At 41.5% G+C, this 20,688-nt stretch carries 20 protein-coding genes; 7 read left to right on the forward strand and 13 right to left on the reverse strand.

Annotation, left to right across the window (positions count from 1 at the left end; translation table 11 throughout):
• The first annotated feature begins 72 nt into the window (after nt 1–72).
• The 4 genes from G8D99_RS12780 (at nt 73) to rsfS (ending at nt 3,170) form a co-directional block, all read left to right on the forward strand.
• Nucleotides 73–861, forward strand: a complete 789-nt coding sequence (locus tag G8D99_RS12780; protein ID WP_166326521.1) for a crotonase/enoyl-CoA hydratase family protein — start codon at nt 73–75, stop codon at nt 859–861.
• A 50-nt stretch (nt 862–911) separates the two neighbouring features.
• Nucleotides 912–1,778 (forward strand): NAD(P)-dependent oxidoreductase, encoded by an 867-nt coding sequence (locus tag G8D99_RS12785; RefSeq protein WP_166326523.1) that lies wholly within the window; start codon nt 912–914, stop codon nt 1,776–1,778.
• Between the two features lie 84 nt (nt 1,779–1,862).
• Nucleotides 1,863–2,648, forward strand: a complete 786-nt coding sequence (locus G8D99_RS12790) for a hydroxypyruvate isomerase family protein (protein WP_166326525.1) — start codon at nt 1,863–1,865, stop codon at nt 2,646–2,648.
• 111 nt (nt 2,649–2,759) lie between these two features.
• Nucleotides 2,760–3,170 carry a ribosome silencing factor gene (gene rsfS / locus G8D99_RS12795; protein WP_166326527.1) on the forward strand — a complete coding sequence of 137 codons (411 nt, stop codon included), beginning with the start codon at nt 2,760–2,762 and terminating at the stop codon, nt 3,168–3,170.
• Between the two features lie 114 nt (nt 3,171–3,284).
• Here rsfS and G8D99_RS12800 read toward each other — a convergent pair whose 3' ends face one another.
• The 6 genes from G8D99_RS12800 to G8D99_RS12825 all read right to left on the reverse strand — a co-directional run bounded on the left by G8D99_RS12800 (nt 3,285) and on the right by G8D99_RS12825 (nt 7,927).
• Nucleotides 3,285–3,623 carry an XAC2610-related protein gene (locus G8D99_RS12800; RefSeq protein ID WP_166326529.1) on the reverse strand — a complete coding sequence of 113 codons (339 nt, stop codon included), beginning with the start codon at nt 3,621–3,623 and terminating at the stop codon, nt 3,285–3,287.
• Between the two features lie 91 nt (nt 3,624–3,714).
• Complete coding sequence (locus G8D99_RS12805; protein ID WP_166326531.1) at nt 3,715–4,536, reverse strand: DUF2971 domain-containing protein; 822 nt, start codon at nt 4,534–4,536, stop codon at nt 3,715–3,717.
• A gap of 96 nt (nt 4,537–4,632) precedes the next feature.
• Complete coding sequence (locus tag G8D99_RS12810) at nt 4,633–4,863, reverse strand: hypothetical protein (protein ID WP_166326533.1); 231 nt, start codon at nt 4,861–4,863, stop codon at nt 4,633–4,635.
• A 143-nt stretch (nt 4,864–5,006) separates the two neighbouring features.
• The gene (locus G8D99_RS12815) at nt 5,007–6,461 is read right to left on the reverse strand and encodes an NAD(P)(+) transhydrogenase (Re/Si-specific) subunit beta (RefSeq protein WP_166326535.1); all 1,455 of its coding nucleotides are present in this window, start codon (nt 6,459–6,461) and stop codon (nt 5,007–5,009) included.
• 3 nt (nt 6,462–6,464) lie between these two features.
• Complete coding sequence (locus G8D99_RS12820) at nt 6,465–6,788, reverse strand: proton-translocating transhydrogenase family protein (RefSeq protein ID WP_166326537.1); 324 nt, start codon at nt 6,786–6,788, stop codon at nt 6,465–6,467.
• A gap of 11 nt (nt 6,789–6,799) precedes the next feature.
• Nucleotides 6,800–7,927, reverse strand: coding sequence for an NAD(P) transhydrogenase subunit alpha (locus tag G8D99_RS12825; protein WP_166326539.1), 1,128 nt, complete (start codon nt 7,925–7,927; stop codon nt 6,800–6,802).
• Between the two features lie 870 nt (nt 7,928–8,797).
• Here G8D99_RS12825 and G8D99_RS12830 point away from each other — a divergent pair.
• Together G8D99_RS12830 and G8D99_RS12835 are read left to right on the forward strand one after the other, a co-directional pair.
• Nucleotides 8,798–9,724 (forward strand): DMT family transporter, encoded by a 927-nt coding sequence (locus tag G8D99_RS12830; protein ID WP_166326541.1) that lies wholly within the window; start codon nt 8,798–8,800, stop codon nt 9,722–9,724.
• 70 nt (nt 9,725–9,794) lie between these two features.
• Nucleotides 9,795–10,979 (forward strand): MFS transporter, encoded by a 1,185-nt coding sequence (locus G8D99_RS12835; protein WP_166326543.1) that lies wholly within the window; start codon nt 9,795–9,797, stop codon nt 10,977–10,979.
• Nucleotides 10,980–10,989: 10 nt separating this feature from the next.
• On the opposite strand, the gene G8D99_RS12840 is transcribed toward G8D99_RS12835, so the two are convergent.
• The gene (locus G8D99_RS12840; protein ID WP_166326545.1) at nt 10,990–11,652 is read right to left on the reverse strand and encodes a HEPN domain-containing protein; all 663 of its coding nucleotides are present in this window, start codon (nt 11,650–11,652) and stop codon (nt 10,990–10,992) included.
• A gap of 191 nt (nt 11,653–11,843) precedes the next feature.
• Between G8D99_RS12840 and dusA the strand changes: the two genes are divergently transcribed.
• Entirely contained in the window at nt 11,844–12,869 is a 1,026-nt protein-coding gene (gene dusA / locus G8D99_RS12845) for a tRNA dihydrouridine(20/20a) synthase DusA (protein ID WP_166326547.1), read from the forward strand.
• A gap of 72 nt (nt 12,870–12,941) precedes the next feature.
• Here dusA and G8D99_RS12850 read toward each other — a convergent pair whose 3' ends face one another.
• From G8D99_RS12850 to G8D99_RS12875, 6 genes are all read right to left on the reverse strand, one after another.
• A complete protein-coding gene (locus G8D99_RS12850) occupies nt 12,942–13,712 on the reverse strand; it encodes a tRNA threonylcarbamoyladenosine dehydratase (protein ID WP_166326549.1) in 771 nt (256 codons plus the stop codon).
• A 194-nt stretch (nt 13,713–13,906) separates the two neighbouring features.
• On the reverse strand, nt 13,907–14,746 hold the full coding sequence (locus G8D99_RS12855; protein ID WP_166326551.1) for a TatD family hydrolase: 840 nt from the start codon (nt 14,744–14,746) through the stop codon (nt 13,907–13,909).
• A 14-nt stretch (nt 14,747–14,760) separates the two neighbouring features.
• Nucleotides 14,761–15,762, reverse strand: coding sequence for an RsiV family protein (locus G8D99_RS12860; RefSeq protein WP_166327771.1), 1,002 nt, complete (start codon nt 15,760–15,762; stop codon nt 14,761–14,763).
• Between the two features lie 146 nt (nt 15,763–15,908).
• Nucleotides 15,909–16,742, reverse strand: a complete 834-nt coding sequence (locus tag G8D99_RS12865; protein WP_406741493.1) for a hypothetical protein — start codon at nt 16,740–16,742, stop codon at nt 15,909–15,911.
• A gap of 137 nt (nt 16,743–16,879) precedes the next feature.
• A complete protein-coding gene (locus G8D99_RS12870) occupies nt 16,880–18,472 on the reverse strand; it encodes a peptide chain release factor 3 (protein WP_166326554.1) in 1,593 nt (530 codons plus the stop codon).
• 133 nt (nt 18,473–18,605) lie between these two features.
• Nucleotides 18,606–20,669 (reverse strand): bifunctional diguanylate cyclase/phosphodiesterase, encoded by a 2,064-nt coding sequence (locus G8D99_RS12875; protein WP_166326556.1) that lies wholly within the window; start codon nt 20,667–20,669, stop codon nt 18,606–18,608.
• Between the last annotated feature and the right edge of the window lie 19 nt (nt 20,670–20,688).

Here is a 20,688-nt window from a genome sequence, read left to right on the forward strand (position 1 = left end):
CTGCACTGTCATCCATCTACAAATCAGCCATGCTATGCTCTATGGATGGAACAATAAATAAGAGTTGGGAAAATGGCTTTACTCCGTATCGAAAAAAATCAAGGCATTGCGACTGTTTACTTAAATCGTCCTGAAAAACGCAATGCCATGAGCTTTGCATTGCTCAAAGAATTGGTTGCGACCGCAAAAAAGATTAAAGCAGACCGCTCGATTCGCTGTGTCATTTTAACCGGTGAAGCATCAGTCTTTAGTGCCGGCATTGATTTGGCAGATTTAAACAATCCCAAGAATCGCGCCTATGCCGCTTGGGAGTTAGTGAAACCGGGGCAAAGTCTATTTCAAAAAGCCTTTCTGATTTGGCAAGAACTGCCTGTTCCTGTAATTGCAGCGATTGAAGGCTTTTGTTTTGGTGCAGGCATGCAGTTGGCTTTGGCTGCGGATATTCGAATTGCCCATCCTGCAACGCAAATGTCGATTATGGAAACCCGTTGGGGCTTGGTGCCTGATATGGGCTTAACTCGTTCAATCAAAGGCATCATTGGTGTTGACCTTGCTAAAGAACTATCTCTAACAGCACGTATTTTTGACGGTAACTATGCCAAAGAAATCGGCTTAGTCACCCATTTAGATGAATCACCATTGGTGAAAGCTCAAGCCATTGCAGAAGAGATGTTACAACGCTCACCTGATGCCTTGGCTGCGGTTAAACAAGTGCTTGATGCAATGGAGCATCAACCTAAAAAATCATTACGTTTAGAAAAAATTTGGCAACTCAAATTACTACTCGGTAAAAACAGCCAAATCGCACGTAAAAAGGATAAACATCCTGAGGTGGAATTTTTACCGCGTCAGTATAAATAATCTCTCAATTTTGAAGTGAATAAATTAAATCAAGGATGGAAAACGGTTCAATGCATTTAAATCAAGACACGCCCATTGCATTTTTAGGGATGGGACTCATGGGCAGTCGTATGAGTACTCGACTGCTTCAAGCCGGTTATTCCGTTGCGGTATGGAATCGTACCGCTTCAGCCTGTGACCCGTTGCTTCAACACGGTGCAATCTTGCTTGATTTCAATCAAATCGCTAACTATCCCCTGATTTTAATCTGCCTATCGGATGATGCTGCTGTCGATTCGGTCTTTAGCCAAATTGAAAATCAGCTACAAGCCAATCAAGTGATTGTGGATTTTTCCAGTCTGTCTGTGGATAAAACCCTACAACTTGCGGAAAAGTCACAGAACCGAAATGTGCACTGGATCGATTCCCCTGTGTCTGGCGGTACTGCAGGTGCTGAACAAGGTAATTTGGTGATTTTCGCAGGCGGTGATGCACAATTGATTGAAGAGTTAAATCCAATTTATGCAGTGCTATCACAACGCGTTACCCGTATGGGGGATATAGGCACAGGACAAGCCACCAAGATTTGTAATCAACTGATTGTCGCTGCCAATAGCACCTTGATTGCAGAAGCTGTAGCTTTGGCAGAGCGTTCAGGCGTGGATACAACTTTATTGGCACCCGCACTGGCTGGTGGCTTTGCTGACTCTAAACCTTTTCAAATTTTGACCCCACGCATGGCAACACAACAGTTCGAACCTGTGCAATGGAAAGTCAAAACCCTGTCTAAAGATTTAAATAATGCCTTAAGTTTAGCGGCGAAATTTGATCTTGATATTCCTGTGGCAAAGAAAGCGTTTACGCAACTCACAGCGCATCAAGATCAGGGACATGCTGAAGCCGATTTATCCAGTATTATCCAACAGCTTAATCATTAATTTTTAGATTGTTAAAAGCTGTGATGTTTATCCTTTGATTCAATCAAATCACACCATCACATAATCCCTGCAAGGAGTGCATCCATGATCAAACTGGCGGTCAATTTATCGATGATCTTTAGCGAAGTTCCGCTCATCGAACGCTTTGCTTTAGCCCGTCAACACGGTTTCGATCACGTTGAAATACAATTCCCTTATGAACTCAGCATTCAACAGATTCGTGAGCAGCTAAATCAACACCAACTCAGCCTGTGTCTGATCAACGTTCCCGCGGGCGATTTGATGCAAGGAGGCAACGGTATTGCAGGTATTCCGGGACGTGAAGTTGAATTTAGCCAAGCTGTCGATTTAGCCCTCGAATATGCAGTGGCATTGAATGTACCGAGCGTGAATATTTTGGCAGGCAAGCAACCGCTTGATTCAGACTTGCTTCCTTGCTTGAACGCCTTAGCGAACAATTTAAAATATGCCTGTGCTAAATTCAGCAAGCAACATATTCAACCCGTGATTGAGATGATCAATGGCACCGACATGCCCCGTTTCTTGATTCAAAATATTGCTCAAGCCCAAGACATTTTGGATGCTGTGAATCATTCTGCCTTAAAGTTGCAATACGATTGTTACCACATGGCCATGATGCAAGAACATGTGCTCGAAGCTCTTCAAGAAAACATTCATAATATTGGTCATATTCAATTTGCCGACTGTCCACACCGTCATCAGCCTGATACCGCAAATCTCCCGTATGCCGATATTTTTGAATATTTAGCACAAAGTGATTACCGAGGTTTTGTCGCGGCAGAATATAAACCCAGTCCAAACTCTGAACAATCTTTTGCATGGAAAGAAAAATACTTTAGCGAATCATGATTTAACTCAAGATTGGTTTGGCTTAAAGCTTTACACAGCGGTTAGATTTGAATTTAAACAGCAAAAGCACTATACTGAAAGATGAGTTATAGTCAGGATAAAACACTTCTCATGAATTTAGAACCATCGCCCGGCGCTTCTAATTCTCACGAACTCTCAATGAATTCTCAAAATCAAATCGTACAAGCGTGTATCGAAGTTGTACGTGAAGCATTACTCGACGTTAAAGCAAAAGATATTACTGTGCTTGACGTGAGCTCTGTGAGTAATGTTGCGGATGCTATCGTGATTGCATCTGGTACCTCTACCCGCCATGTAAAAGCGTTGTCTAACAACGTGGCTGATGAAGCGCGTAAAGCTGGCTTCCGTCCAATTGGTATTGAAGGTGAAAGTGACGCTGAATGGATCCTTGTCGATCTAGGCAATGTCGTTGTTCATCTTATGTTGCCAACAGCACGTAAGTTCTACGACCTAGAAAGCTTGTGGCGCAATGCTGCAGCAGACAGCGAATCAGTAGCGTAAAATTTTAAAAGCGACCTTAGGTCGCTTTTTTAATGTCTGAAAACTGTAGAAATTCAATTGACACTGAATCGCTTATCAATACTCGATTGTTTACAGCATGATTTAGGTTACTCATCATTTATAATACTCATCAATCGGATAATATTGATTGTGCTCTTTCCATTTTCCCTGAATCAGTTTTCGTTCAGTGACTTTTACACGCTCGCCACCGACTGCTGAAGTCGCATCCTCAATCAGTTCTTCTACTAAAACCAAACCCTTTTTTGGAAGCACTTGATATTGCAGTGTCTCGTGATAACAACAACCACCTTTGGAACAGGTCATGATTCTTTTCTTAATTGAGTCCACTTCAAACATACCCAAATTTTCACGGGTTAACGAAGCCAAGTCTTCACTATAGACAAATTGTTTTTTATTTTTGTGATAAACATAGACATCATAGGTCAGTCCCATACGCCCCACTAAAAAATCAAAATATTAGCCCTAGAAAAGCCATAGCTTATTAGAATGCATGATAGTTGCAGTATTAGATCGACTTGATTATTTATACGTTTGAAACTTGAAAATTTTTTCTGAAATCATACCAAGGGCTACAGTTTTTCCATTTCAATTGTATGTAATCTATACCCCTTTCACAGGTAAGTTTAACAATATTTTGAACAGTATCGTCTGAGCAACTGGCGCCAAATACAATACCTTTTAAAGCATATTTAAAAGGAAATAGAAGGTTTTTCTCTGCATACCCTTGCAATATAAATCTATATTCGTTTTCGTTTTTCCAATCTTCTAATTTTTCAAAAAACAATCGATCTTTAAATCTTTGAGCATGCAAGGAAGTATAATTTTCTAAACCCAATTTTTCCAACTGATCGATATTAATAAGGTAGGCTAAGTCACGCTCACTAATGAAACGATCTTTATAAGTCATACTCTGCATAAAGTGAGTACAGGAAGAGAATGTTTCTATAAAAAACTTTTCTAATAATTTTTTATCGAAAATCAAACATACACCTGAGTGGTTTTCAGCGTATTGCGCCCACATCCTCGAATGCCCATATCCTCTTCGGGTTATATCTTCCATATGATCGCCACTTAGTGGCTGATCTTTAGTAAAACAAATCATATATGTAGATGATTTAATAGATTTGTCTACCTTAGATGATATTACATCTGAATCATATTTATCAAAATCGGAATTTCGAAACGTATTTAATTCAAATGTCCAATTCTTACATTCTTTAGGGTCATTAGTATTCAGCATACTCCCAAGTTGTAAATTTTGATTTTTCAAGATGAAATTAATTGCTGTAGAAGCCTTGGTATAATGATATAAATATGTATTTTCGTCAGTTTCAAATATAGTCATTGTTTAATCTCAATTTTTTAATATTTTAATTTATTTTCACATCTATTACCATGCAGTTCAAAAAAATATCTTTTATTTATCAATTAAATAAACTCATTATAACCGCGCCACATTCACTGTGGGTTTAGCGTTTTTATCTAAATAAAAATTTAAATCTTCGGATTCGAACGCATCCACTCTTTTTTGAGTATTTTTCTGATACAAGCTCATTTTGCCAAATCCTGAACACTTATCCACCGTGCAATGCTTTATCTCAATTTTTGCATCGTACAGGTTAGAACCTTCTCGAATCATAAAGGTGTGTGCAACGACTTGAGCGCTTAACATTATTCCACTCAACATCAAAGCACATGGAAAGATAAATTGCATTAAAGGCATTATTTTTGTGGTTTTAAATAGCTTGTCTAAATTCAGTATAAATAAGAAACCACCCGAAGGTGGTTTCTTATTGTTTAAAGCTTTAGAGCAACTTAGTGACCACCGCCATTAATGGCTTTAGTCATGTCTTCCACAACTTTCTTCGCATCACCAAAGATCATCATGGTTTTTTCGTTATAGAACAAGTCATTATCTAAACCTGCATAACCAGTTGCCATAGAGCGTTTGATCACCATAATCGTACGTGCTTTATGCGCTTCCAAAATTGGCATACCATAAATTGGTGAGCTAGGATCATCTTTCGCCGCAGGGTTCACCACGTCATTCGCACCAATCACCAGCACCACATCTGTTGCAGGGAAATCAGAGTTGATCTCATCCATTTCCAAGATGTCTTCATACGCAACATCTGCTTCTGCAAGAAGTACGTTCATGTGACCTGGCATACGACCGGCTACAGGGTGAATCGCGAAACGAACCGTTACACCTTGCTCTTTTAACACTTCACACAGTTCTTTTACTGCGTTCTGTGCACGACCTTGCGCCATACCATACCCCGGTACAATCACTACGCTGTCCGCATTTGACATCAAGAAGCCGGCATCATCCGCAGAACCTGAACGATGGTTACGTTGAACTTTTTCACCATTGTCTGATGCTGCAACCGCTGCACCCCCCATCGCACCACCAAACAGTACGTTGATGATTGAACGGTTCATGGCTTTACACATGATGTAAGACAGAATCGCACCTGATGAACCTACAAGCGAACCCGCAACAATCAACATATTGTTTTCTAAAGTGAAACCAATCCCTGCTGCCGCCCAACCTGAGAATGAGTTCAAAAGCGACACCACCACCGGCATATCACCGCCACCGACAGGTGCAATCCACACCCAACCGAAAGCCAGTGCTAAAGCAGTCATTGCCCAGAATGCAGTCATATCACCTGTGGTGAAGAAGTAGACCCCACATGCGAGCATCGCAACAAAAATCAAAGCTTGTACAGGTTTAACCCATGCACCTGAAATGGTTTTCGCCCATTTTTTCGCAGCCAACTTACCATAAGCAAATACAGACGCGGTAAAGGTAATTGCGCCGACAAAACAACCGACAAACAATTCAAACTTATGCACGGTGCTCATGTGCGCATGTTCAACACCCGCAGCAGTTAAAGCCGCCTCATTGTCCGCAAACAATGCCGTCAATTGGTTGTTATGCAAAATTGCAGCAACGGCAATTAATACCGCTGCCAAACCCACCAGTGAGTGCATCAATGCAACCGTTTCAGGCATTTGGGTCATAGGGACTGTTTTGGCACGTGCAATACCCACGATCGCACCCAATACCATTGCCCCCACGATCATCCAAACCACTGGATTGTCAGCAACAAAGAAGGTGGTCATGACGGCAATTGCCATCGCAATCATACCGTAGCGATTACCTTGAATCGCAGTTTTAGGCCCTGACAAACCACGCAGGGTTAAGATAAAAAGAACAGCACCAATCAGGTAGAACCATTCTGCATAGTCTCGAATGAATTCCATGGTTTAGCCCTCTTTTTTCTTTTGCTTCGGCTTGAACATTTCAAGCATACGTGCGGTTACTGCGAAACCACCAAAAATATTGATACTCGCAAGAAATACTGCGATTGCACCCAATACGCTCACCACATTAATGCTTTGGAAATCAACACTGCCTTCCACACCCACCATCGGCAAACCCACAGTTTGAATCATTGCACCGACAATAATGATCGAGGACAATGCATTGGTCACCGCCATTAATGGGGTATGTAATGCAGGCGTAACACCCCAAACCACGTAGTAACCTACGAAAATAGCCAGGACGAAAATAGTAATTGTTTCAACCATGATTATTCTCCTTAACCACGTTTCAACAGCACTTGTCCGCTGTGCGTAACAAGTAATGCTTTTTGAATTTCTTCTTCTGGATTGATCTTGAAATTTTTCTCTTGATCAAACAGGGTTTCTACAAAGTTATAGACATTACGCGCATACAGTGCAGATGCTTCTGTCGCCACCGTTGCAGGAATATTCGGGATGCCTAAGATTTTCACGCCATTGGCCGTCACTGCAGTTTCGCCACAGATTGAACCTTCAACGTTACCACCCGATTCCACCGCCATATCCAAAATGATTGAACCCGGTTTCATCTTCGCCACAGTTTCAGCTTTGATTAAACGTGGCGCATCACGACCTGGAAGCAATGCGGTAGTAATCACGATGTCTGCATTTGAAACCGCTTTATCGACAATCACGGCTTGATCTTTAATGTATTGTTCACCCGGCATCCAGCCATAACCATTTTTGGCAGCATCGGCAGCTTTCTGCTTTTCTTCCTCAGACATCGGTACGTCTAACCATTTACCACCGAGTGATTCCACTTGGTCACGTGCAGTCGGACGTAAATCGGTCGCTTCAACCACTGCGCCCAAACGTTTTGCGGTTGCAATCGCTTGTAGACCTGCAACACCCACGCCCATGATCACCACACGTGCAGGTTTAACTGTACCTGCTGCTGTCATCAACATGGGGAACATGCGTTGATATTCTGCTGCTGCCAGTAGCACAGATTTATACCCTGCCAAGTTGGCTTGAGAAGACAACACATCCATGTTTTGCGCACGAGATAAAGTTCGTGGCAAAAGTTCTAATGCAAATGCGGACACTTGTTGAGCGGCAAATTGATCCAACTCAGGGTTGCGGTAAGGGTCAAACATTGCAACCACTGCGGTATTGGCTGCAAGCTTTTGAATTTCTTCACCTTTCGGGGAACGAACTTTCAAAATCAATTGGCTACCGGTGTAAGCATCGTCGGTGAGTGTGGCACCCACTTGCTCATAAGCACTGTCAATATAAGCGGCTTTTACGCCAGCTCCACGTTGGATAACGACGCTATGTCCTGCGCCAATCAACTTCTTTACTGTTTCTGGTGTCGCAGCAACACGCGTTTCACCAGCGACAGTCTCAGTAGGGATTCCGATCTGCATGAGCATTCCTCAAGCTAATTTTTCTTAAAGCAACATTGCATTTCGCAACGTTTCTTCTCACGATTATTCGTATGAAATTTGGATTCTAATTGAACATTTTTAAAATACTACCCAATATTTATTTAATAAATACCCTCATTTTGAACTGATCGTTCACGAATATCATTTTTAAACATGTTCAGTATCGTTTTTATTTTAAGCAAATATGCATTTTTCGCTTATCAGTTGAATAAATAATAAGAGCAATTATGAATAATTTTTTTTCATTTAAAGACTGTATATTTTTTTCAAAATGATTGCTTTGATCTTTCTGACAAAATAACAGATCAAAATGGCAACTCTGTCAGTCGATTAAAAAGAGATTTTAGCTATAAAATATAAGTTATTAGCACTAAACTTCGCCATCTATTTGCTTTTCTGACAATTTTTAACATTCATAACCAATTTCTAATTTGAATTAAATAAAAATTTATAAGTCATTTCAGCCATAAACTAGCCCAAAGTCTAACATGCAAGTGTTTAAGTTTTGAGCCATTACTCTTGCACTATTCTCTGAACTCAAAATGCTTCATTTTTTTGCATCAAATTGCAAAAATAAATGGCGGTGTATTTTCTCCGATGATATTGATCAAGATTTTTTCGATCTTCAATTTATATGCACCAAAATAAAGCACACGTAGCGCAAAGTATCTAGGTTCGTCTATTTGCCTTCACCATGAGCATGCATGAATCAGGCTGCAGCACATCTATTCTTATTGGTTATGGATTAGATCATTTTTTTGCATTTTAAGTTGTTTGAATCAGCCCCTATACTGCATGGATCGAGAGACTTGTATCGTTAAACAAGCCTGAGCTTGGCAATCCATCTTCATGAAATTATCACTATCTAGCGTTCAAATCGGTTCGATTTTAGCGCTTGGCGCAGCTTTTTTATTTAGCACCAAGGCCATTTTTATTAAACAAGCCTATGCGCTCTCGCCGTTGGTCGATGGCACAGTGCTGATGGCTTTACGTATGCTCAGTGCATTGCCATTCTTCCTTGCCATTGCCTGGTTCAACCGCAGACATAATCAAGGGTTGAAAGGCACAGACTGGGGCTTATTGGTGTTGGCAGGCTTGGTCGGTTATTACTTTTCAAGTTGGCTCGACTTTGCAGGATTGATGTACATCAGTGCTTCACTTGAGCGAATCATTTTATTCCTTTACCCCACCCTCACAGTGATTGCTTCAAGTTTCATTTATAAACTTAAGCTCAGTCTAAAAAGCATCCTCGCAATTGCTTTAAGTTATGGCGGTACTGTGATCGTGATGTTACAAGAACAAAGCAATGTATCACATGAGGGAGATTTTTGGATTGGGGTGAGTTTGGTCTTTGCCAGTGCCGTGAGTTTTGCCAGTTATTTACTGATGACCCCAAAACTGATTGCCAAATTCGGCTCATGGAATTTTACCGGCTTAGCACTGAGTATTGCCTGCATCGGAACGCTCATTCACTATGTCATTAGCACACCTGCACCGATTCAGTTACTTACGCAACTGCCGAGCAGTGTGTTGTGGTATGGCATCGCTTTAGGTTTGGGTGTCACCGTGCTTCCTACTATATTAGTGGCACAGAGCATTGCACGAATTGGTGCATCGCAGACCGCCATGATTGCATCTCTAGGCCCGATTCTCACCATTATTTTAGCCACCCTATTTTTAGGTGAAAGTATGAATACCATTCAATGGTTCGGCTGTAGCTTAAATATTATTGGCGTCATGATCATTACGCTTTCTAAGAAGAAATTGGGGCATTAATTCTGTATGATCATGCGCATGGTCGATTTAAATTAATTATTTATATACAGAATTTTTCAATATGCATGAAATGACAAATCCCCTCGATATCAGTGAAGATAAAGCACTCCTTTGGCTGATGGCGATCGCATGTGGGATTTGTGCCGGTGCAAACTACTATGCACAACCCTTAATTCATTCGATTCAATTGTACTTTCAAGCATCGCAATCTGATGTCGCTTTAACCGTCACTTTTGCGCAAGTGTCTTATGCCTTGGGCTTACTGTTTATTGTGCCGATGGGCGATATCTTAAATAAAACCAAATTTATTCCCCTACTGATGTTTTGCGCCGCAATGGGTTTATTCATCTGTGCATTCTCAATTAATCTGCCGATGCTATGGCTCGGCACTATTATTGCGGGTTTATTTTCTGTGGCTGCACAGATTCTGATTCCTTTTGCCACCATGGCGGTGAAACCTGAAAAAACGGGTGAAGTGGTGGGGTTGCTAATGAGTGGGCTTTTGGTGGGGATTTTACTTTCGACCAGCCTTGCAGGTTTGCTGTCCAACTTATTCAATTGGAAAATTATTTATATTGTCAGTGGCATTTTAATGCTGATGGTTGCTGTGGTTTTAAACGCACGTCTACCACATTTAGCCTCTCAGAAAATGAGCTATTTCGGCATTTTCAAATCGATGGGACAATTGATCAAACAGGAACGGCGTTTGGTTTACCGTTCATGTGTAGGCGCTTTTGCCTTTGCCACCATGAGTATTTTGTTCTCCACGATCGCAATTTTGATGACCCAATCCTTTCAATTGTCGGATGTCATGGTGGGATGCGTGACTTTGGTTGGGGTGTTCGGGGCATTGTCGACCAAGAAAATCGGAAAAATTGCCGATCGAGGATTTAGTAAAAGCATCACTTGGATTGGCATCGGCATTTTAGCCAGCGCATGGATTTTTCTGTATTTTGGGCAATATTATTTACTCAGTTATATCGCAGGCTTTGGCTTAATGAATTTAGGCTTGGCCACCGTACATACCAGCAATCAAAATATTATTTTCCGCTTAAGACCGGATGCCAAATCACGCATTAACTCGATTTATATGACCAGTTATTTTATTGGCGGTGCATGTGGCTCTGCTTTGGGGATTTTTGCCTGGCATCATGGCGGTTGGCTTAGCGCATGTTTGGTGGGCATTGGGCTGATTATGGCTTGCGCTGTGTTTGCCCTGCTCGATCTGAACTTTGTGAAAAAACACGTTGTTTAATAGAATGCTTTTAGGACATATGCATGATGGGATAAAACGGCTTGGTAAAATCGAGATGCTGCGCATTTTCAATCAGCACTTCCAAAAACACAGGCAACAGCATCAAAAGAATATAGCAACTATCTTTTAATTGTTGCCGATTCATTGCGCTGTTATAACTGGTGCCTCCCAATAAGATTTGATTTTTCAGTGTGAGTAAGCGCTCAAATATAGTGACAATAATCCGTTGCGTATCTTTGGCTTGAAAGGCTTCAAGGACACGTTGTTGTTCAACGGCAAAATTGGATTTCCACGTCAGCTGAGAAATTTTCTGATTTTTATAATTCCAATAGTCTTGAAAGGCGTATGGATGATCCAGCAACCACTGAATTTGCTGAGGCATTTTATTCCACACCAGATGACTGATTTTTTGACTATGATCTTGTGGGTAAAGACGTTCTAAAAAAACATGAAATTGGCTACTTGATGTTTGATGACATTGCTCTGCTGCATCGAGGTCTTGTGCATGCATGGCATTAAAACTAATCCATAGGCTTAAAAATTGGAGATCTAAATCATCTTGAATATACGCCGCCTTTCTCAGCCAACTTAAAGCACGTTGAATACGTAAGTTAAACTGCTCTGAGTTTTCATTTTTTTTACTTTTAAAGATCTCTTCTAGGACATAGACCATATCGACCTCTGCTTTTATTTTTATATTGTCTCTAACATACGCAATTTATAGCGTATTCACAATTTTTCTCGGTTTCATTTTGAAACTCTAAAATGGCTTCACTGCGTCTACAAGCAGACAAGGCTGTCGATTTTGTGCGAAAGCTCGTATAATTCGGCGCTCACCATTTTCTCTGTCACGGATTATTGTCTATGTCTGCCATCCAATCTTTAAGCCCTCGCATTTCGGTCGCTCCGATGATGGATTGGACCACCCGTGACTATCGTTTTTTTGCGCGTTTGTTTAATCCAAACGTGATTCTATATACCGAAATGGTGACCACCGGTGCGATTCTATTTGGTGGTGCAAACCGTCACTTAGACTATAACAATGAAGAACATCCGATTGTGTTACAACTTGGCGGTTCAAACCCTAAAGATTTAGCGACCTGTAGCAAAATGGCACAAGACTGGGGTTATGACGAAGTCAATCTCAATGTCGGCTGTCCAAGCGACCGTGTGCAGAACAACAAAATCGGCGCATGCCTGATGGCTGAACCTGATTTGGTGGCTGAATGTATTGGCGAAATGCGCAATGCGGTTGATATTCCTGTAACGGTAAAGCATCGTATCGGGATTGACGACATGCAGTCTTATGAAGAGATGTTACATTTTGTCGATACTGTGGCAAAAACAGGCTGCAATAATTTTATCGTGCATGCGCGTATTGCTTTACTGCAAGGTTTATCACCGAAAGAAAATCGTGATGTTCCACCCCTGCGTTATGAAGATGTCTATCGTTTAAAACAAGAGCGTCCAAATCTTTTAATTGAGATTAATGGTGGTGTCAAAACTTTTGCGGAAACCCAAGAGCATCTGAAATATGTGGATGGTGTGATGATTGGTCGTGAGGCTTACCACAACCCTTACCTGTTGGCTGAATTGGGTCAGTTGTGGAATTTAGAGATGCCGAATCGTTTTGAGATTATGGATCAGATGATGCCGTATATCGCAAAACGGATGCAAGAAGGTGCGCCTTTATCAATCATCACCCGTCATATTTTAGGCTTATTCCAAAACTTGCCGGGTGCACGTAAATGGCGTCAGGCTTTGAGCGGTGGCAATGCCAAAACGTTTGCTGATGTTGAAAATGCGATTGTGAATATTAAAGATGCAATGCAGCGTACAGAAGAGTATTTAAAAGAAAATGAGTTGAAAGCCAATCAGACTGAGGCTTAATTTAAAAAGTTAAGAATTTTAAAAGCCCCAATTTTGGGGCTTTTTGATGCGCTTCTTTTTAAGTTTTCAACATTAAACCTTTGGCTTTTTTTGATCTAACTTTTTTAACACTTCTGACACCGCCACCATCGCAAAACTAGATGTTACTACCACTGCAGAACCATAACCACCACAGCGTAAGCCTGCACTTGGGCAAACCTCTGCACTTGAGAATGGATTATCGATTGAATAAACACAGGTAATCCCAAACTTCTCTTTAGGCTTTTTACAGATGCCTTTACTACGTAATTGTGTGCGTAACTTTGCCAACATCGGGTCTTGTTCAGTTTTAGACAAATCAGCAACTCGAATTTTTAAAGGATCCAATTTACCACCTGCCCCACCTGAAACAATCAAAGGGATCTTGTTAAAGCGACAATGTAACATCAAAGCGAGCTTCGCCTTAACATCATCGATGCAATCTAAAATCAGATCAGGCTTGCCTTCTAAAATTTCAGCCACGTTGTCAGGCGTCAAATAATCATCGATCAAATTAATTTTGATACGTGGGTTGATCGAGCGACAACGCTCTGCCATCACTTCAATTTTTTCATGACCTAAGGTTGAGGTCATCGCCGGTAACTGACGGTTGATGTTCGAGGCCGCAACCACATCCATATCGACAAGGGTTAATTCACCAATACCGGTACGTGCTAAGGCTTCAACTGCCCAAGACCCGACACCGCCAATACCGATCACCATCACATGACTTTTTTCATAATGATTAAACGCCTCTTCCCCATAAATTTTGGCAACACCTGCAAAACGGCGGTCATATTCATCATCTTGGAGAAGTTCGGTCATTGCTTACATCAAATCTAATAAAAAACAGAGTTACATTTTATCAAATTCGTCCAGCTTTTTGAGGATTAATCTTCGTGGCTTTCATCGTAAGTGACATCACATTCAGATCAAAGCATCTGTCGGCAGCTTTCATGCCTTTTTATTGAATACGTCGATCTGATCTTTGCATTAGGCTTGTAGCGATTCATTGGCCTTCAATCGGAATGAAAATGATCTTCTAATGCTAAAACCGCTAAGGTATTTTTCCACACCTGTTGTGCAACATGTGTGTGTGGTAGGTTCAGGCTATGTGCCAAACCCTCCAACACATACGGTAAATTTACTGGGGTATTGCGAGTCCGATGTTCAGTCGAACTTTGACAGCACAGCGGTGTCATATCGGGGCAATCGGTTTCTAAAACCAAATGCTCAACACCAACGGCTTGCACCACATGATGCAGTTTTTTGGCCTGTGGGTTGGTAATTTGACCCGTGACGCCAATTTTAAAACCCATTTTCACAAATGCTTTGGCTTCTTCCACGCCACCGCCAAAAGCATGTGCAATCCCGCCGTGTTTAAATTGATGCTTTTTCAGCATTGCCAGTACATCGGCATGGGATTTTCGGATATGCAGTAAGATCGGCTTATCAAACTGCTGTGCTAGTTCAATTTGTGCATCAAAAAAGATTTTTTGCTTGGCAAATATATCAGACTGTTTGTGTTGCTTTAAAAAGGTGTCTAAACCAATCTCACCAATCGCAACACAGTATTGCGTTCTTAGCATCTGTTCAAGATCAAGCAAATGTTGTGGCTGATGTTGCTCGATATAAAACGGATGTAGACCCGGTGCTAAAAAGCTGTTTGGTGCATTTGTCAGTTGATTCAACTGCTGATGGGTTGAAAGCAAAGTTTGGAATCTTTCTTGCACAAAGCCAATCAAGACCAATGCCTCTACCCCAACCTGCTTGGCTTGAACAGCCAAAGCTTCACGGTCAGCATCAAAATCAGATACGTCAAAATGAGTATGCGTATCGAACAATGGAAGCACTGGCATGGACTTGGAATCCATTATTCAGCTTGGGTTTTCGGTGTAGAGGTCGTTGATACTACAGCTTCAGAAGCAGCAAGCTGGTTTTTAACAGACTCAGGTAAATACTCAGCTTTTAAAATCCCCTGTAGCTGATCATAAGGCAAAATCAAGCGCGGTAATCCCACGACATAAGGGCCAATTTCATATTCTTGATACTGCAAAATCAGCCCTTGTTTAGCCAAGTAAAAATTATCACTGAGCTTAAATTTCCATGCCTGCTCATATTCATCGACATTGTCGGCAAGCTTGGCATCCATGACCCATTTTTTAAAGGCTTCATGGGCTAAAGCTTCGAGCTTGGCCTGTTGCTTGGGCTGTAGCAATTGCGCCAACTCAACTTGCTTCTGCTGTTTTAAATCAAAATTAAAATAATGTTGTGCTGACGAACCGTGTGCCCCACCCAAATAACTACTGGTATTCAACACCACCGTTGCCAAAGGTCCATCTGAATTTAAAATTTTAGGACTGACACTCAAACTGATTTGATGACTGACGCCTAAGGTTTTCAATTCTTTATCAAGTGCAAGGAAACTGTTCACATAGGGTTGCACGCGATCCGACATTAATTGAACGGGTGTCTTTGGTGCAGCCAATTCACTGGCTGCACGTTGTTCGTCTACGGTCAACGGTTGATCTTGTTTTGCCTGATCCGTCGGGTGGGTGGTGTCGAGTATCTGGTGAAGCTGTTTTAAAATCGCATCATCAATCAAACTGTCGAGGACAAACTGATTGGTGCTGAGTCGGTCAATCGAAATTTCAGGGCAAGTGTTGCCATCACATTCAGTCACATGCACAGGCACTTGTTGGGTGCTGCCTTTCAATGTCAATTGTTCAACCACAGCTTCAGATACCGGGTTTTCATCAGCCTTTGTTTCAGTTTTTTGATCCGATTTGGGCTGACACGCAGTTAAAGCGACCGTAGCCACCACCATACTTAAACGAGTTAAACGCAGCACATCTAGACTTTTATTTTTTAACATCATTCTAACCTTTAGCTAGATATTTCATTCATTTATAACATTAGCCTAGCTCGGTCTGAGGTATGGCTCAAGTCAGTATTGTATGTGTTTAGATGCAAACTTAAGCTTTATTCACATAACGCTGTCTAAACTTACACTTTGCGTATTTAAAACATTTTTTGGAAAATATTCGGTTGCACAATCTGTTGCGTCTGCGCTTTGCTCAGATAAATATCGAGTTGTGTTCCGTCTTTGACAATTTCATTGGCACGATAATGCACACCTAAGCCCTCATCATCAAAGAACCAATCATTTTGACCCCAATATAATTTTTTCGGCGCTGACTTTCTCACTTCCGTTTTTTGTTCTGTCAACCATTCTTGATACTTGGCTTGAATAATCTCATTCATGACGTTTTGCTGCTTGCTTTCAATCACATCAAGCAAGGACAATTTTTTATGTAATTTACGGTCAACCACAAAGAAATAGCCACGATCTTTAACACTGACGTCTTCTTGCTTGGTGTTCACAATCACTTGTAATAAGACATACTGATTGCGCTGCGCCGCAATCCGAGTTTGCATATCCAAAGCATAGGCTTGATTGGCTTTAAAATCTTGCTGCCATGCATCGGAAGCTTTGACATAAGCATTAATCGCTTGCTGCAAGCTCATCGCCTGTTTTAAACCCAATTGATCTTGAATGACTTTGGCCTGACTGTCCGCAATCCATTGATTGATGAATGCATCTTGAGTATGAATGGTCTGAATTTTAACATCGATACAGTCTTTCTTCTCACAGAAAGGTAAGGCATATTTGGCCGGTTGCTCTTGAATATTTAAAAATGGTAATACTTCGGCTTTTTCAGTAGGCTGGAGTGTCTTTGGCTGTTTTTGATCATTCACTTTATCTTTGTTCTTTGGGTCACATGCCACCAACCCAGTCAAACTCAGACCAATAAACACAGCGGTCAAATGATGTCGAGTTTTATTCTTTTGCACAGCTCTATTTCCTTTTTTTACATGCATTCTGTCATACACACATGGGCATATCTATGACTTTATTTTACGTGTTTCCGAAATAAAAACAGCTTCTCTAGGAAGCTGCTTTTATTCAGTACACAGAGAATAATGATAAATTAATGTTCACGCGTCGCACGGAATACGATGTCAGGATAACGCTCTTGCATTAACTGTAAATTTACACGACTCGGTGCAAGATAGGTTAGATGACCACCGCCATCGACCGACAATTGATCATGTGCTTTTTTCTTAAATTCATTGAATTTCTTTTCATCATCACATGAGACCCAACGCACTGTATTAATACTGACAGGCTCGTAAACGCAGTCGACTTTGTACTCTTCTTTTAAACGGTATGCCACCACTTCAAACTGGAGCACCCCCACAGCACCCACGATCAAATCATTGCTGTTTTGTGGCATGAACACCTGTGTTGCGCCTTCTTCTGAAAGCTCTTTTAGACCTTTTTGAAGCTGTTTCGACTTCAAAGGATCTTTTAAGCGTACACGGCGGAACATTTCAGGGGCAAAGTGTGGAATACCGGTAAATTGAAGTTTTTCACCTGACGTAAAAGTATCGCCAATTTGAATGGTCCCGTGGTTATGTAAACCAATAATATCGCCCGGCCATGCTTCTTCTAAATGTTGACGGTCACCCGCCAAGAAGGTCAAAGCGTCACTAATACGGACATCTTTATCAAGGCGCACATGTTTCATTTTCAAACCACGTTCATATTTACCTGAACAGATACGCATAAAGGCAATACGGTCACGATGTTTTGGGTCCATATTGGCTTGGATTTTAAAGACAAAACCGGTGAAGCCTTCTTCCGTTGCATCCACTTTACGGTCTGCGGTTGGATGTGCTTTAGGCTCGGGGGCATATTGGCTGAATGCATCCAGAACGTGATCAACACCAAAGTTACCTAACGCTGTACCGAACAATACTGGGGTTTGTTTGCCTGCTAAGAATAAGTCACGATCCAATGGTTCATTGGCCATTTGAACCAATTCCAACGACTCTTCAAAAGCAGCCCAAGCCAAATCACCGACTTTTTCACGAAGGTCAGCATGATCATAACCATCACGCACTTCAATATCGGTAATCGTTGAACCAAAACCGGCTTTATAGACATAGAACTTTTCTTCGATCAGGTTAAATACCCCTGCGAAGTCACGCCCTGTACCTAAAGGCCACGTAATCGGAACACATTTAATTTTAAGAACGTTTTCAATTTCATCCAACAGCTCTAAAGGCTCACGGATTTCACGGTCCATTTTGTTCACAAATGAGATGATCGGTGTATCACGCATACGACACACGTCCATCAATTTAATGGTCCGTTCCTCGACCCCTTTTGCACCATCAATCACCATCAACGCCGAGTCTACAGCAGTCAGGGTACGATAAGTATCTTCCGAGAAGTCCTCATGCCCTGGGGTATCGAGCAAGTTAACCATCTTGTCTTTAAATGGAAACTGCATCACTGAGGTGGTGATCGAAATCCCACGCTCTTTCTCCATTTCCATCCAGTCCGAAGTCGCAGCACGGTCAGATTTACGACTCTTTACCATTCCTGCCACCTGAATTGCTTGACCCCATAACAGCAGTTTTTCTGTCATGGTGGTTTTACCGGCATCGGGGTGGGAAATGATGGCGAACGTACGTCTTTGAGCGACCTGGGCCGCTAACTCATCTTTAAAACTCATGGAAAATACCTACTGCAGAGATGCAGTGCAAAGATCAAGTGCTGATCAAATTTAAAAATTGGCGGTATTGTAGCAGATCAATCAAGATTTTGAATGCAGTGAACAGTAAAGCCCAACAAAACTGGGTTAAGTCTTAAACCTTAAAAGTCGACTCTAAACGATCTACCGGCAATGGCATACCAAGCAAATAGCCTTGGAGTTGCTGACATCCCAAGCGTTTTAAAATATCTGCTTGCTGTTCCGTCTCAACCCCTTCAGCAGTCACAATTAAACCCAAACGATTTGCCAGTTGAATAATACTTTCTAAAATAATTTCTTCTTTGGTATTCGGCGCAAGATTTTTAATAAATTCACGGTCAATTTTTAATTCATCGACTGGTAAATCTTTCAAGTATAAGAAACTTGAGTGTCCTGTCCCAAAGTCATCAATCGCGAGAGAAATACCCAAATTACGTAAATTTTCGAAGGTACGGATGCTGACATCAATATGGTGCATCGCGGTTGATTCCGTGATTTCAATAATCAAATTTCCGGCATCAATTTGATATTTCTCAATCAACTTACGCAAGGTTTCAATCAAGGGCTTATGTTCAAACTGTACCGCAGACAAGTTCACTGCAATCGGGCAAAAAGGACGATTTTGTGCCGTCCATTCTTTAATTTGCATACACGCTTGCTCAAGCGCCCAATAGCCCATTTTAATGATCAGACCGGTTTGCTCCGCACCTTCGATAAACATATTGGGTGCCAGCAAACCCAAGCTAGGGTGCTTCCAACGGATCAGCGCTTCGACCCCACAGATCTCGCGATTTACCGTAAATTTCGGTTGATAGAACAATACGAACTGTTGCTCTTCAACGGCTTTATATAAATCATTAATCAGTTTCGATTGGCTACGTGCGACTTCTTGCTGATCGAGCGAGTAATTAAAAATGCTATAGGTATTACGCCCCTGATCTTTCGACATCAGCATGGCTGCATCGGCATTGATCAGTAAGTCATGTAAATTGGTGCCATGGTCAGGGTAATACACCACACCTAAACTGGCTGACACATTGATCTCTTTGCCTGCCACATTAAAACTTTCTTGAATCTTTTGCAGCACTGAATCTGCGACCCGTTCAATCCGATCTGGAGAAAAGTTTTCGAGTACCAATAAAAATTCATCACCACCAATGCGAATCAGCTTCTGATCAGGCTCAAGTAAGGCATGTAAGCGCTGTGCGAGCTTCACCAACAACTCATCGCCAATGTGATGACCGAAAGCATCATTCACCGCTTTAAAACGATCTAGATCGATATAGATCAATGCAATTTTATGGTCTGAAAATTTGTATAGAGAAAACAGTGAACTGGTGTAATCAATCAAAAATAAACGATTTGGTAATTTGGTCAGATTGTCTTGCAGTGCCAAGTTTTCCAACTCTTTATTCATTCTTAACAGTTGTTGATTACGCTCTTCTAGACGTAACTCTAAAACCGCAACAATAAAGGTCGAAATCAGAATCAAACTGGTCACGAATACCGCAATAAATAGCAGTAAACCTTGCCCTTTTTGAAATTGTTCAAGTTGACTAACTGTGGTATGCGATGAATGGAAGGACGTGGCGGCCATACCAGTATAGTGCATTCCCACAATACTCAGCGCCAATACACTCGCGGCCACGAATTTTAATAACTTCGATTGGGTTTCATCTTGCTTGAGTTTAAACATCAACCAAAATGCCACCCCTGAGCCAAAGATTCCAATCAGTACCGAGAACACCACAAGAATGGCGTTATAGCCCAATACATAATTTGGAACGATCAAGCCCATCATACCGGTATAGTGCATACCCGAAATTCCAGCCCCCATTAAGAACGCCCCTAAAATGAGGCGACCGAGAGGCAAAGTATCACGGGTGGTGAGCCATACTGCGAATATGGAGGTTAAAGCGGCGATCACATAGGAAAAGAACGTTAAACTCGGTTCGAAACTAAAGCCTCTGGGCAAATGGCAGGCCAGCATGCCAACAAAATGCATGATCCAGACGGCAAGACCAAACACCATCCCACTGACTGCAACCAATACTTTTTGGCGGGTCGGATTAGAATTGCTAAAAATGAGTTGTTCTAATGAAATAGCAATATAGCAGGTAATCACTGCGACAATGGCAGAGCCCGCTACTAATGCATAATCATAACTCATATGAATCATATAAAAACTATTCCATTCC

It is taken from the genome of Acinetobacter lanii, from assembly GCF_011578285.1.
Taxonomy (GTDB): domain Bacteria; phylum Pseudomonadota; class Gammaproteobacteria; order Pseudomonadales; family Moraxellaceae; genus Acinetobacter; species Acinetobacter lanii.